Annotated in this window: 11 protein-coding genes; all 11 read left to right on the top strand. The window is 40.1% G+C overall.

The window, feature by feature from the left end:
• The first annotated feature begins 52 nt into the window (after positions 1 to 52).
• On the top strand, positions 53 to 2041 hold the full coding sequence (gene uvrB, locus ACYTXU_RS03160; protein WP_462208296.1) for an excinuclease ABC subunit UvrB: 1989 nt from the start codon (positions 53 to 55) through the stop codon (positions 2039 to 2041).
• A gap of 618 nt (positions 2042 to 2659) precedes the next feature.
• Positions 2660 to 3301, top strand: coding sequence for an MlaC/ttg2D family ABC transporter substrate-binding protein (locus ACYTXU_RS03165; protein WP_462208298.1), 642 nt, complete (start codon positions 2660 to 2662; stop codon positions 3299 to 3301).
• Positions 3298 to 3801 (top strand): transcription/translation regulatory transformer protein RfaH, encoded by a 504-nt coding sequence (gene rfaH, locus ACYTXU_RS03170; RefSeq protein ID WP_462208299.1) that lies wholly within the window; start codon positions 3298 to 3300, stop codon positions 3799 to 3801. Before ACYTXU_RS03165 ends, rfaH begins: the two co-directional genes overlap by 4 nt.
• Positions 3802 to 3990: 189 nt before the next feature.
• Positions 3991 to 4797 (top strand): 3'(2'),5'-bisphosphate nucleotidase CysQ, encoded by an 807-nt coding sequence (cysQ, locus tag ACYTXU_RS03175; RefSeq protein ID WP_462208301.1) that lies wholly within the window; start codon positions 3991 to 3993, stop codon positions 4795 to 4797.
• Positions 4790 to 7387, top strand: a complete 2598-nt coding sequence (locus ACYTXU_RS03180) for an SLBB domain-containing protein (RefSeq protein ID WP_462208302.1) — start codon at positions 4790 to 4792, stop codon at positions 7385 to 7387. The genes cysQ and ACYTXU_RS03180 overlap by 8 nt, the downstream gene beginning before the upstream one ends.
• Positions 7388 to 7455: 68 nt before the next feature.
• Complete coding sequence (locus ACYTXU_RS03185) at positions 7456 to 8904, top strand: capsule assembly Wzi family protein (protein WP_462208304.1); 1449 nt, start codon at positions 7456 to 7458, stop codon at positions 8902 to 8904.
• 121 nt (positions 8905 to 9025) lie between these two features.
• Entirely contained in the window at positions 9026 to 9979 is a 954-nt protein-coding gene (locus ACYTXU_RS03190; protein WP_462208305.1) for a Wzz/FepE/Etk N-terminal domain-containing protein, read from the top strand.
• A gap of 20 nt (positions 9980 to 9999) precedes the next feature.
• On the top strand, positions 10000 to 11328 hold the full coding sequence (locus ACYTXU_RS03195) for an O-antigen polymerase (RefSeq protein WP_462208307.1): 1329 nt from the start codon (positions 10000 to 10002) through the stop codon (positions 11326 to 11328).
• Positions 11318 to 12409 carry a glycosyltransferase gene (locus ACYTXU_RS03200; RefSeq protein WP_462208308.1) on the top strand — a complete coding sequence of 364 codons (1092 nt, stop codon included), beginning with the start codon at positions 11318 to 11320 and terminating at the stop codon, positions 12407 to 12409. The genes ACYTXU_RS03195 and ACYTXU_RS03200 overlap by 11 nt, the downstream gene beginning before the upstream one ends.
• A complete protein-coding gene (locus ACYTXU_RS03205; protein ID WP_462208309.1) occupies positions 12402 to 13868 on the top strand; it encodes a hypothetical protein in 1467 nt (488 codons plus the stop codon). Before ACYTXU_RS03200 ends, ACYTXU_RS03205 begins: the two co-directional genes overlap by 8 nt.
• A complete protein-coding gene (locus ACYTXU_RS03210; protein WP_462208310.1) occupies positions 13868 to 15049 on the top strand; it encodes a formyltransferase family protein in 1182 nt (393 codons plus the stop codon). Before ACYTXU_RS03205 ends, ACYTXU_RS03210 begins: the two co-directional genes overlap by 1 nt.
• The last annotated feature ends 81 nt before the right edge of the window (positions 15050 to 15130 follow it).

The raw sequence follows: 15130 nt of genomic DNA on the forward strand, positions 1-15130 counted from the left end.
GCCCACCCAAGTTTTAGCAGTGTTGTTTTACAAGAGTGTATAAGTAAAAGTCATGAGCCAACAATTTGATATTCATTCACCGTTCCCTCCAGCCGGTGATCAGCCCAAAGCAATTAAGCAATTGCTGGAAGGTCTAGAAGACGGTTTGTCGCACCAGACTCTGCTTGGGGTAACTGGCTCAGGTAAAACCTATACTATGGCCAATGTAATTGCGCAGAGTGGTCGCCCCGCGATTATTATGGCGCCCAATAAGACATTGGCGGCGCAGCTTTATGGAGAAATGAAGGAGTTCTTCCCCAATAACGCGGTAGAGTACTTCGTTTCTTACTACGACTATTATCAACCGGAAGCCTATGTTGCAGCATCAGATACCTTTATCGAAAAGGACTCGTCGATCAATGAGCATATTGAGCAGATGCGATTATCGGCAACGCGAGCCTTATTAGAGCGACGCGATACCATCATCGTGGCTTCGGTATCTGCAATTTATGGTCTGGGTGATCCGAAAGCTTTCCACAGCATGGTGATGCACCTGAAAGTAGGCGATGCAGTAGACCAGCGATTCATTCTTAGACGTCTAGCCGAGCTTCAATACACTCGTAACGAATTTGACCTGCAGCGTGCTACCTATCGTGTGCGCGGTGACCTGATTGATATTTACCCTGCAGAATCGGAAAAACATGCAATACGGATTGAGCTGTTTGACGATGAAGTGGAAACCATTCAAACCTTTGATCCGCTAACGGGTGAAGTATTGAAGCGACTGACTCGTGTGACCGTTTTTCCGAAAAGCCACTATGTCACTTCTCGCCAAACCATACTCGATGCTATTGAACAGATTAAAGTAGACCTCAAAGAGCGGCTGGCTCAGTTTTACGAGCAGAATAAGTTGGTTGAGGCGCAGCGACTTGAGCAGCGGGTTAAGTTTGACATTGAGATGATGCAGGAGCTGGGTTATTGCTCAGGCATCGAAAACTACTCACGTTACCTGTCTGGAGCACAGCCCGGCGAACCGCCACCTTGTTTATTGGATTATTTACCGCCTGATGCGTTGATGATTATCGATGAGTCGCACGTGACTGTGTCCCAGATTGGCGCCATGTATAAAGGTGATCGCTCGCGTAAAGAAACTCTTGTTAATTACGGCTTCCGACTGCCAGCAGCGTTGGACAACAGACCCTTGAAGTTCGAAGAATTCGAGCGGATTACGCCGCAAACCGTATTTGTTTCAGCAACACCGGGAAAGTATGAAGAAGAAAATACGGGACAAATAGTTGAGCAGGTAGTGCGTCCGACTGGTTTGATTGATCCTGAAGTGGAGATCCGCCCGGTAGGAACTCAGGTGGATGATCTACTGTCGGAAATCCATCTTCGTGTTGAGAAAAATGAGCGCGTCCTGGTAACAACATTAACTAAACGTATGGCGGAAGATTTAACCGACTATTTATCCGAGCACGGTGCTCGCGTCCGATATCTTCATTCGGATATCGACACGGTTGAGCGGATGGAGATCATTCGTGACTTACGCTTGGGCGAGTTTGATGTACTGGTCGGCATCAACCTGTTACGGGAAGGCCTGGATATGCCTGAAGTATCCTTGGTTGCAATACTTGATGCCGATAAAGAAGGCTTCCTGCGCTCTGAGCGTTCGCTTATTCAGACTATTGGTCGAGCCGCACGGAACTTGAGTGGTAAAGCCATTTTATATGCGGACAGAATCACTGGTTCCATGGAGCGAGCTATAAGTGAAACCAATCGCCGTCGTACGATTCAAAAAGAATACAATGAAAAGCATGGCATTACTCCTATTGGTGTCAGTAAGAAAATTACCGATGTTATGGATACCGGGCATAGCAAGAAAAGTCGCAAAGTGGCTGAAAAGCTCAGTCAGTATAAGGTTAAATCTCTTGCCGATGCGGTTAAGGAAATTGCTCAAATGGAAAAAGAAATGCTTCAGTACGCAAAAAACCTCGAATTTGAAAAAGCAGCCAAAATGCGCGACGAGATACAAAAACTGCGAGAAGCCAGTTTGGCTACCTGAATTTTCTTGCTGGGACTTACTTTGTTGTACCTATAGGAGGGTCGGCTTCACTCGGAGTCACTCCGTTCATCACCAGCCTAGGGCTCGTTAAGAGCCAAAAGCAGATTCCGTATCGGAGTACGGAATGACAAGTGCATAGAGAATGGCGTTCGCCCTCAACGTGGCCCTGTTTTGTGTTCAGAGCTTATAGGTGGAATATCAATATAGGATGGGTTAGGCCCTGGCCGTAACCCATCTCGTTTTTTGCTGCACCCAGAGAGAAGGTTTCGCTGGGATTTACTTTGTCACAGCTACTGTAGAGTAGGTTTGGCTCTCTACCTCTTGGGAGCATCATCAACTTAAAATCTAAATTATCACCTTTTCTATAGGGGCGAACAGCGCTCGCCCTCAGCCCTTTGAGTACAAAAAAGTAAACCCTTTTCACAAATCAAAAGAGGTCATTGAACCTTTGTTTAACTCCTTGCTCAGATGCTACAATGCCGAGATTGGTACAAGGTTGTATAGTCAACCTGAAAAAGAAAATTAAGCCGAGGTTCATTTGTTTCGGCTATGGTGGCTCGAATATCTAATAATATTGTTTAACTTGTTGATTTAACAAGTGAGTTTTCTGGAGTGGAAATGGCAAAAACAGTCAAGTTAAGTCTGCTTGTGTTGTTATGGTTGTTTAGTCAGCCTGCAAACGCGAGCCTGGATAAACAGAGCTTAAAGCAGTTCTTTCAGCATAAATTAGACACTATTAATGACTTCATGCAGGAAAATCATAAAAAAGCCCTGCAAACCCCCTCTCTCTTAATGACTTTTGTCGATAGTGAGCTACTCACAGTCTGGTCAGCTAAGAACACGATTCGCGCCATGTTAGGTGCCGAGCGCTGGTCCAAATTGACGGTTGAGCAAGAATCTGAGCTGATTAAAGCTTACGAAGAAACCATGCGTCGTTATTTATATGAAGTGATGCGTCAATATCAGGGCCAGATTGCAACAGTAGACTCGATTCGCTTGAATAGTAAGCAAAACAAGGGGTGGCTAACCGTTGTTCTGAACAGTTCATCACTTCCAGACCTGTCAATTGATCTAAAAATTTATAAGGAAGGCACCGCCTGGACGATTTATGACTTTAGTTTTCAAGGCATTAGCTTCATTAAAATGAAGCAGAATTATTTTCAATCTACTTTTGATGAGGTCGGGTTTGAAGGGGTTCTAACGGATTTAAACAATAAGAATGAAGAGTTCAATAAAAAGATAAAGGTCGCCAAAAAGTGAGTGGTATCGAAAAGGCTTGGTATTTAATTAACTCAAAGCCGAAACAAGAGCGAAGAGCCGAGGAACACCTTAAAAATCAAGAGATTAACTGTGTTTTGCCAATCATAGAAGTCGAGAAAATTATCCGTGGCAAAAGGCAAAAAGTTATAGAAGCATTATTCCCAGGTTATTTATTCGTTGAATTGCAAACTAACGGGCAGGATTGGGTAAAGATCCGCTCCACCCGTGGTGTGCGCGATTTTGTACGTTTTGGGGGGGTGCCGGGTAGAGTTCCTGATTCAGTTTTAGAGCATTTGAAACTGCTTGATGCAACCTATGCTCAGCCAGAAACTAATGCGCCGAGTACAGGGGATAAGGTGGTTATCACTGAAGGCCCGTTTAAAGATCTCGAGGGTATTTTTAAAATTAGTAACGGGGAAGAGCGCTCCATCGTCCTATTGACGATTTTAGGAAAAGTGACTGAAATGGAGCTTGAGAACACTAGGCTTAGAAAAGCTTAAAATGTATTTCGAAGTTAATGGTATTTGATATAGATTTGGCGGTTACATTCAACAAGCAATTGACTATAATAGCGCGCGCTTCGAGAAATTCATAAAAAACTGGGTATAACAGACTTGGTATGACTAGCGTGAAGGTGCTTTGGGAACCGAAACCCACGGGCGGTAGCGTGCTTGGAAAACATGAATAATATGGATACAAATACTTTTTTACAACAAGAATTTATTAATAAAATTAACAAGATAGCCATTGATGCAGGAAAAAAAATCATGGTTATCTATGAAAAGGACTTTGATATTTACGAAAAAACGGATCAATCCCCTCTCACTGAAGCCGATCTGGCTTCGCATCATCACATTATCAACGAGCTTGCCAGATTAGATACAGGTTTCCCTGTACTGTCTGAGGAGGCTGCTGATATTGCCTGGAATGAGCGTCAATCATGGCAGACTTATTGGCTGATTGATCCACTTGATGGTACTAAAGAGTTTATTAAGAAAAATGGTGAGTTCACAGTTAACATTGCTTTGGTACATAAGAATGAACCAGTTTTAGGCGTTGTTTATGCCCCGGCTATCGATATTCTGTATTATGCTTCAAAGGAGCTAGGCGCCTGGAAACTTGAGTCTGGAAGTTTAGAGCAAATTAACGTAGCCTCTAGAGCAGAAAAATCTATAAGAGTCGTCGGCAGTCGTTCGCATCAGTCTGCAGCTATGGCTGACTATTTAAAGAGGTACCCTGATCATGAAATGATTCCAATGGGTAGCTCTCTCAAGTTGTGCTCAGTTGCAGAAGGTAAAGCAGATTTGTACCCTCGGTTAGGGCCCACTTGTGAGTGGGACACCGCAGCGGCACATGCCGTAGTGAATGCAGCAGGTGGACGTTGCGTCATTTTTGATGAAACAACAAACTCAGAGACCGAAGAACTGACTTATAACGCAAAAGAGTCTTTATTGAATCCGTATTTTATTGTTAAAGGGCCTGTTATCAATGAATAAGTTATTGGGTAAATCATTTAGTCTAATACTTTGTATAGGAGTATTACTCACTCAATCTGTCATGGCGGCACAAGATTTATCACAAGCCAAGCAATTATGTGAGAATGCTTCCGCGCAACAAAGAGAAATGGCACGTGCGGCTGGGTATGATGTCGATGCGCTTTGTGCTTCATTAAAAAGCCAAACCACAGCTAGTAATCAGCAGCAACCTACAGTAAACCCAATCCTTCCAAGAGAATTAGATCAGTTCCCACTTGATGATGGTAGTCAAGATAAAGAGGCAAGCGATAAAGAAAAAGAAGATACTCCGCGAGTGGATCAAGAACTTGAAAAGTTTGGCTATGATCTCTTTGCAGGCTTACCAACAACTTATACTCCAGTTTCAGATATTCCAGTTCCTTCCAATTACGTCGTGGGTCCTGGCGACGTAATACAGGTTCAGCTTTACGGCAAAGAAAATAATAGTTACGAGCTCACCGTCTCTCGTAGTGGAGATATTCAGTTCCCGCAACTTGGCCCTATTAATGTTGCAGGACTTTCTTATACCGAATTAAAAGAGTCTCTAACACAACAGATCAATGAGCAATTTATTGGCGTTAAATCCAACATCAGTCTGGGAGAGTTGCGCTCAATTCAAGTTTTCGTACTAGGTGAGTCGTACAAGCCTGGCGCCTATACGGTGTCATCTTTATCGACCGTGATGAATGCTTTGTATGTCAGTGGTGGTGTTAAAGAGGTGGGTTCATTAAGAAATATTCAGCTAAAAAGAAACGGTCAGCTGATTAGTTCTATCGATCTTTACGACTTCCTATTGAGAGGCGATACAAGAGCTGATCGTCGTTTGCAATCAGGTGATGTGATTTTTATTCCTTCTGTTAAAAAGACAGCCTCGGTAGCGGGCGATGTTGTTCGTCCGGCTATTTATGAAATTAAGCATGAGAAGACAATTTCTGAATTGGTCGAGCTGGCTGGAGGTTTACTGCCTACCGCTTATGCCCAAGATGTTCGAGTTGAGCGAATTGATGATAAGAATCGAAAAACCGTTGTAGACATTAACTTGTTAACAACAGCAGGAAGGTCTGTAGCTATTAAAAGTGGTGACCATCTTAAAGTCTATCCCGTAGCAGAGAGAAATGAAAATATTGTTGAACTGTTAGGTCATGTACTTCGCCCCGGGTTGGTGGCATGGAAAGATGGTATGCGTGTAACTGATGTTATACCAGGAACTGAATATTTAAAGCAAAATGCCAATATCGATGCTGCAATAATTATTCGAGAAATAAGCTCTCTTGGCGAGTTGCAGCCGTTAAAGATCAGTTTGAGAGAAGTTCTTGAAAATCCATCTTCAGAACAAAATATTAAACTGCATCCTCGCGATAGATTAGTGGTATTAGCTAATACTGTTGATGCAGATGAGTTGAATGCTGAGATTGACGAGTATTTAAGCAAAGAAGAGAAAAAGAAAAAAGACTTAAAAGAGCAAGAGTTGTTAGATTTGAAGTCGAAGTTAACTTTAGAACTGAGAAACAATGTCTTAACCTCAATTAATCAAGAGTTAGAGAATCAAGCTAGCTTCGAGTCTCCGGCAAAAGTGGTTGCGATCGATGGTTCAGTTAAATTCCCAGGCCAATATCCTTTATCCAATGGATTAACGGTTGTTGACTTGGTCCAATTGGCAGGAGGCTTTTCTGAGTCTGCATATACATTGGAGGCAGAGATAACCAGACAAGATCTTTCCAACCCTCAACAGGCTGACATTACTCACATGGCAATTGATTTGCAACAAGAGTTCCTCGGTACTGTTAAATTTGGCTTAAAACCACATGATCGATTAACTATCAAAGCAACTCCTGAATATAGAGATATTGCGAGAGTAGAGGTGCAAGGAGAAGTAAAATTCCCTGGTCAATACACCATTCGTCGTGGTGAAACATTATCCCAGTTATTGAAGCGTGTAGGTGGTTTCAGTGAGTTTGCTCATATCAAGGCGACTGTTTTTTCAAGAAAAGAATTAAGAGAAAGAGAAGAAGAGCAAATTAAAGCGTTACAAGATCGATTGCGTCAAGAAATAGCTACAACCGAACTTGAACAATCAAATATAGGCAAGTCTGCCGATGTCAACAAGGCTAAATCATTGCTTGATGTACTTGATACGACAGAAGCGACGGGACGTTTAGTGGTGGACTTAAATGCTGTTCTAGAAGGTACCGTAACTGATGTGGTTTTACAGGATGGTGACAGGCTCATCATTCCAGCCTTTAGGCAGGAAGTGACAGTTGTGGGAGAAGTTCAGGTACCAACTTCTCATCTTTATAATCAAAATTTAGATTTTGAAGACTATATTGACCGAAGTGGTGGTGAAAAAGATACTTCTAACAGCGATGCAATTTATATCGTAAAAGCGGATGGTTCAGTAGTGTTACCGAATAAATCTGCATGGCTGACACACAATGAGGCGCAAGTGGAGCCTGGTGATACCATTGTTGTGCCACTTGATACTGATAGAGTTAACAGCTTAGATCTATGGACGAAAGTCAGTCAGATTGTTTACCAGTTAGCACTTGGTGCAGCTGCCGTAAATAGTTTCTAAACTAATAAATCCGTAGGGCAGTTCATGAACTGCCCACGATTGATAGCTTCTAGATAGTAGATATACGAATGAATAAAACACTAATAACAATACTTATACTTAGCGCGTCAATAAGCAAAGCTGAACCGTGGATAGACACTCGTGATGCTTGGTTACGTGCTGATATTGAGTTATTAGCTAGTGAAGGTATTATTAAAACGCCAACAACCACATGGCCGTTGCCATGGGCTCCGATCGTTAAAGATCTTGAAGCAGCTTCTAGAACTGAGTTAGATGAGCATGTTCTTCCTGTTTTCTTGAGGGTTAAACGCAAGGCGCGTTTTGAAACCGATACTGAAACCCATAAGTTTTTATCGGCTAAGGCTGGAAATCAGTCTAAGTTGCTACGTCATTTTGGTGATGAACGCCGTGAGAAAGCAGAAATTGCGACTCGTGTAACTGGTGTAAGTCAAAGCTTTGCGTGGAATATAGAAGCTGCAAAAGTGTATGAGCCTCTTGATGGTGAAGAGCAGCGACTGGATCATTCTTATGTTGCAACCATTTGGGGGAACTGGATTCTTTCTGCTGGTGCGCAAGAACGATGGTATGGACCAGGCTGGGATAGCTCTCTGATTCTGAGCAATAATGCACGCCCAGTTCCAGCAGTTTCAATTCAAAGGAATTACAGCGATCCATTTGAGACGCCTTGGCTGTCTTGGTTAGGTCATTGGACATTAAATGCATTTGCAGGTCAGTTAGAAAGTGACCGATTTGTCCCTCATGCAAAGTTGCTTGGTATGAGCGTTAGTTTTAAGCCCATTGATTCGCTAGAAGTGGGTTTACGTAGAACTGCACAGTGGGGAGGGCAAGGACGTCCGGAAAATGCATCCACCTTTTTTGATATGCTCATAGGCTTAGATAACTGCGATGAAGGTGACCTCGATTGTGCGAGCCAAAGTAATGAGCCTGGAAATCAGTTGGCGGGGATAGATTTTGCCTGGAGATTACCGACTGAAAAATATTTTGGCTCTGTATATGGTCAGCTTATTGGCGAAGATGAAGCTGGATATGCACCATCAAAGAAATTTTATCTGTTAGGTTATAAAAATACCTTTTCTACCAATAATTTTACGGTAAGCGGATATTTGGAATATGCAGATACTGAGAATGAGTTTGCCCCAAACGTCACTTATAACAACGGAATTTATCAAACCGGTTACCGAACGGAAGGGCGTAGTATTGGTTCGACCTATGATAATGATACTCAAAGTCTTGCGCTGGGCTTTTTAGCGACACACAAAAATGGCGACAGATATAAACTCCGTATTGCTAAAGTAGACTTAAATAGTGATAGCACAGGCACCCATACAATTAATCAAACAGGTATAAGCTTTACTCAAGTTGAGATTGAGTACCAGCACCCAACAAAATACGGTTTACTCAGTTTGGAGCTCGATGTAAAGGATAAAGTCATAGACTCATACAGTTACCAACAAAATAAATATAATATTGGCTTATCTTGGATTATGGAGTTGTAAATCGACTGTTCGGCTGGAGCGTTAAATATGCCGTGCAATACAAACAAAAGCATTAGTTAGATAAGGTCGTTATTGGGGTGGGCCCTACATCGACATGCACCATTAATTGTGAACACAAATTATGAACACAGAAAATAATCAACAAAACATACCACTTGAGAGTCATGATAATGCAATCGATCTCAAGACGCTTTTTTGCACTATCTGGAAAGGGAAATGGCTAATAATAGCGACCACATTCATTTTTGCTATAGGTGCAGTTGCAATAGCGCTATGGTTACCCAATGAATATAAAGCTACGACTGTTGTCCAGTCTAGTGATAGTGGAAGTGGTGGGAAGTTAGCATCTTTAGCAGGTCAATTTGGCGGCCTCGCATCTCTTGCTGGAATAGACTTAGGTTCAGCAGAGACATCTGATTCTGTAATTGCAATGGAGGTTTTGAAAAGCTGGGGATTTGCAGAAGATTTTATTCAGAAACATAACCTTTCGGTAACCTTGTTTGCTTCAAAGGGATGGGAACGTTCAAATAATCAATTGATTATTAATGACAGTCTTTATAACGCAGAAGAAGAGAAATGGATCAGAGATGCCCCAAAGGGAAAGAAAGTTGAGCCAAGTAGTTGGGAGCTTTATGAAGAGTATAAAAAACGGGTCTCAATTAACCAAGATAATGAAACAGGCTTAATTAGTATCTCTGTAACACATTACTCACCATTTGTTGCAAAACAATGGACTGACTGGCTGGTTGAAGATGTCAATCTTCATATGAAAGAGCGTGCGTTAAAAGAAGCAAATGAAAGTATCCAATACCTTGAAGAACAAATAGATCAAACTTCAATAGCAGAAATACGAACAGTTTTCAGCGAACTCATCCAAGAGCAACATAAGACAAGAATGCTTGCACAAGTTTCTGAGGAATATACTTTCAAGACAGTTAGTCCTGCAAAAGTACCTGAGGAAAAAAGTAAGCCCGCTAGATTCCTCATTGTGTTAATTGGAATCTTCTTTGGCTTTTTTGTTGGGGCTGCTTATTTGCTAATACGCTTATTCTTCAAAAGAATGTCTCAAGATTAGTGCGCTGATACTACAATATAATGGATAAACTAACATTCTTTCTATTATTGATTTCATCAGTAGGGAGTGTTTTTTTTCTTTTATTGGTTTCAATAAATAACAATAGGCTTGAATATTTCTCTCCTCCTGCAATATTTGCTGTACTGGTATTATTCGGTGGCTTTTTCAAAGTTATTTATCTGTATTTTGTTGATTCGAGCATAATCAATGAAGTTACAGGTGGTGAGAACGTTAGTATATTGCTCTATGGTGCTGTTGCTATTATCTTTTCGAGTATAAGCTTCGTAGTCGGTTATGTGGGTTACGAGTATCGGAAAAGAACACTCATTAGAACCGTTAAGCATAATAAGAAAAAGCCCAACTACCTGTTGATAACAATCGTTACAGTAATGGCGCTAACCATGTGCCACCTTTATTTCTCTAAAATGGGAGTGTATTACGCTATTTCAACAGGAGATGTCTCTAGTAAAAGGTTTTTATTACTGGATGATGGGGCCAAAACCTCTTTGTCCTATCTGACATGGGGCGCGGATATTCTTTTTGTTATATTTATTATTAGTTTGCTCCGTAATAAAAAAGTGCGGAAAGTTGGCATGATTCCTCTAGTACTTTTGGTGCTATCTATATTTGTCTTATTTGCGTCCAGTAATAGGATGGCCATTTTACTCTATTTGTTTACCATCTTGATTATCTATAGAGAGTTGCATAAAGAAACCTTCAAACTTCCTATAATAAAAATAGTGCTCATATTTTCAATTGTAGTAGGCGGAATGGGACTGCTCAGGCAGTCGAGTCAAACAGGTACAGATTTATCCGCAAATTCAGAAGTTATTGCAAGTTCAGCACAGCTGTTATTCAGTCATATGTTTGAAAAGCCATATTTACTTTCTTTAGATAAAACATCATTGGTAATTGTCAGAACGGGGGGCAATTACTTATATGGGCAAAGTTTCATAAGTGTATTTCTTGCTCCTATTCCAAGAGCTCTTTGGCGCGATAAGCCGAACGTTAGGGTTGGGCAATATGTTGGAAAAGAAATTTATCAGCGCTCGAATGATTCAGGTGTTCCTCCTGGGTTTTTAGGGGAGCTTTATCTGAATTTTTCTTGGGTAGGAATTTTTTTAGGTAGCCTTTGTCTCGGCTTTTTCTCGAATATTGTCTATACAAGCTGTGTAAGAGCGCGAAAAGATACCTTTGCAATAGGGCTTTATGCCATTTTTATAATTTCATTTATAACCTTATTTGCAGCAGATTTTGTTGGCGCTGTGTCACAAATGGCTCGTTTATTAATCCCGTATCTTGTTTTATTCTCATTTTTTGGAGGAGGCAAGGAAATAGTTGAAAGTTAGAATTTATGCTGGGTCTTTAAGACCTGGAGGTGGGCTAACGGTATTGGGTAACTTTGTAGATGAGCTTGCAAAAGAGGCTTCAAATGAAGTTGTGGTATATGTAGGCGCTCAAGACAGTGAAACACTAATATGGCCTGTGATCTCGAAATATAAGAATGTCACACTTAAGCGTTTTTTTCCGAGAGTCCCTTCCGCTATTCGTTACTTTTTATCTAAGCTGTCATTTTTAGCACCATCACTACTCCGTCGGAATGAGTTGTTGATTAGCTTCAATTACTATATACCAACATTCAGCAAGTTATTTGTTTATCATATTAACTTATTACACTTTCAAAAAGGTAACGTGCGGACCCTGTTGGAAAAAGTAAAAGACTTTGATGCAAAGTTGGCGTGCAGAAGGGCAGACTATAATGCATTTGAATCACAATACTTACTTGATGAGGCAAAATCTCACCAGAGTCTTAAAGTTACGAATCCCTCTATTTTATACATAGGTATTAACGAGGCTTTTCATGTTATAGAAAAGGATTCTAGCGCCGCATTGAATGAACTTTTAGTAGTATCGAGTCCACAGCCGCATAAAGATAACTATACCTGCTTGTTAACCTTGAAATATTTAATTGAACAATGTCCGGAAGTTAACTGGCGTCTTTCTATCGCAGGAGGGCAAAGGAAAGACCAGTGGGATGGGCTTATAAAGGATGCCACTCAACTAGGTGTTCATCAGCATATAGAATTATTAGGCCCATTAAACAAACTTCAATTAAATGAAAAGTTAAATCAGGTGTTATGTTTGATGACAGCCAGTAGGGTAGAATCATTTTGCATGGTTGCAGTTGAAGCCATGGCAGCTGGCTGTCCGGCTTTAGTCACAAATTTAACATCAATGCCGGAATCAGTAGGTAGTGCAGGCATTGTTGTTCCTGCTGGTGATTACAAAAGGTTCGGAGATGAGATTGTTAAAATTTATAGGCTTCCCGAACATAGAACCTCACTGGTTACTAAAGGGATAGAGCATGCTAATAAATTTACGGTAAAGGATTTTGGAAAAAGCTTAAGAAGAGTACTGAAGAGTGTTTAAGCAGCAAGTAATTCGTATTGCTATTAACTACTCAAGAATGATACTGACATTTTTGATCGGGTTATTAATAATAAAATTATTAATAACTGAAGACAAAGAGCTTTATTCTGTATATGTACTGGTTACTATGGGCTTAGGTTTGGGAGCAATGTTCCGTGAGCTATTGCGAGCATCAATCGTCCCCTTCCTCTCTCTTAAAGGTGACGCAGGTATAAATGAAAACTACTCTAAATCCTTATATTACACACTACAAGTTATACTTCTCTTCTTGGCATGTTCCTTTGTACTGTATTCGTTAAAAGACTTTTTAGAAATTTCGCCAGCCTATCAAAGTAGTTTTGATGCTTTCTACTGGGCCCGAGTAATTGGCGCCGCACTTCTACTTCTGTCTTTTCCTGCTTTGAATGTGCTTGCTTATAATAATCAGATGGTTCGGTATAATCTTTGGTTCTTATTTGAGCGAGTGGGAGAGTTTTTAAGTGTATTGCTGATTATCCCAGCAAATCTATATTTGAATTATGACGAGCCTTTGTTGGTTAACGCCACTGTGTTTCTTGCTTGGGCAATTTTTCAGTCGGTCTATTTTATTGCAATATTCCATAAAAGTCATACAAACTGCTTGATGAGGCCGAAACGCTATACAAGAGAAGAAAGGACTTATTTATTTAGACAGTTAAAGGCTAATCTGCTATTGATTATTAATATGGCGCTTTACTATCGTGCCACTTTAGTATTAATCAATATACTATTTGGTAGCTCGGTATCGGTTGTGTATGGATTGATAGTTCAATTGGCAACTTATATCAAACAAGTAGCTACAGGGCTTGTAACTGGCATTGATTCCTTTTTTGCTAAAACATACAAGAATAAAGGGGAGTCAAAACAAGCTGTTAAAATTATCGAAAGCCTAAATATGCTTATAATGCTTCCTTTTAGTACATTTGTCGTTATTGTATTTCCTTTCTTACTGAATTTTATTACTGAACAGAAATTTGATACCCCATCGCATTACATACATTATCTATTCGCACTATTTATGATTGGTATTGTCATCCGTTCTTTATCAGAGCACTGGATGGGTTTTCTATCAGGGATTGGGCACGCAAATTTGTATACCGGGAGAATTGTTATAATAGCTAGTTTGGTTACAGCATCAATTTTCGGGATTTACTACCTTAAGTTAGAGCAACCGATATTTTGGATTGGCGTTGTTTTTATTATAGGTATGGTTGCTTCTCATTTTTTCATTGTTCCTTGGCAATACTCACTTAAAACAAAAACTCGGTATGGTTCTAACATATACGAGATATTATTGTTTTCAGCTATATATACGACAATGATTATTGTTTCATTTTATATTAATAATACTGTGGCTTCTTTGGGAGTTCTGACTGTTATTTTTGCTTTGCACCTATTAACAGTATGGAAGCAGTATAATAAAAAGTTGGTGATAAGATAATGCAAGTAACTATTGCTACAATAAAATCATTGCTTGAAGGAGAGCTGTCACAACAACAAGTTGAGGCAATGCGATGCTTAGTTGAACGGAAGCTTCCTTCTTTTGTTCAAGAAATGAATGATTGCTATTCTGGAGAAGCATCCGCACTACTTATCAAGTTGTACATAACACTGGTTAGAGCCATAGAGTCAGACAGTACTGTAGATGTTCCTATGGTTAATTGCTGTCTTAACTTGCAAGATATGTGTAAAAAGCTAGAACTGGATGAGAGCGACTCTGGAATAATGTGTACTGCTGATTGTGAGCTCGCCTCAAGCCTAAAAATTATTAAGCAAAGGGATCCTCTTAGAACCAAACATTCTGAACTGCGTCTAATTAGAAATGATACGGTTGTTATACCCAGTGACTTTACCGTTACTGTATTTGCACAGAATGATAGAAGTGTTGTAGCAGCATATATTATTTCACACTTGGTAAAAAATGGGGTTAACGTCAATTTATTGGTTACCCAAAAGCGGTTCTCAAAAAGCTCAATTAGACAAGAACTTCAGCTAGGGAAATATCGTACATTCAGGCGAAGGCTCGGTAAACTTATTGAGAAGATAATACGTAAAGTAAAACCGGAGAGTGGTTACATAGAAATTCGTAATGTTGCTACTGAAGAAGGTATTAATAGTGATCTCAGTAAGCTATGTCATGACAATAAGATTCCTCTTGTCTATGTTGAAGGTTTTAATAGTGACGAATGTCATGCCGCACTTACTCGCTCTTCATCGCACTTTGGATTATATCTAGGCAAAGAAATAGTTAGGAAAAAAACAATTGAGTTATTTGAAAAAGGGATAGTTCATAACCATCCAGGAAGAATTCCGCTATATCGCGGAATGGATTGTGTAGAGTGGTCATTAATTCAAAATGAAAGTATGCATATTGGTAGCAGTATTCAACTACTTACCCCTGAGTTAGATGCAGGCCCGGTTGTATATTTTAAGGCATTAGAGTTGAAACCTTCATGGTCGATTAATGTCATTCGCAGTCGAGTATTATATCAAGGGATTGAAAATATTATTAATTTTTTTACCAATATAACTAAAGAGATAGAATGTTCGTACTATGATGCAGCTTACGGTCGTCAGTACTATGTTATGCATCCAAAACTAAAGCAATTGATAAAGCATTAAATTCTATGTTAAATAAGTTGAGAAAAATAGCTAAACGACACGAAAGAAACACGTTAATAGCCCTTTGTTATGAATTTTTTA

The organism is Kangiella sp. M94 (assembly GCF_054926195.1).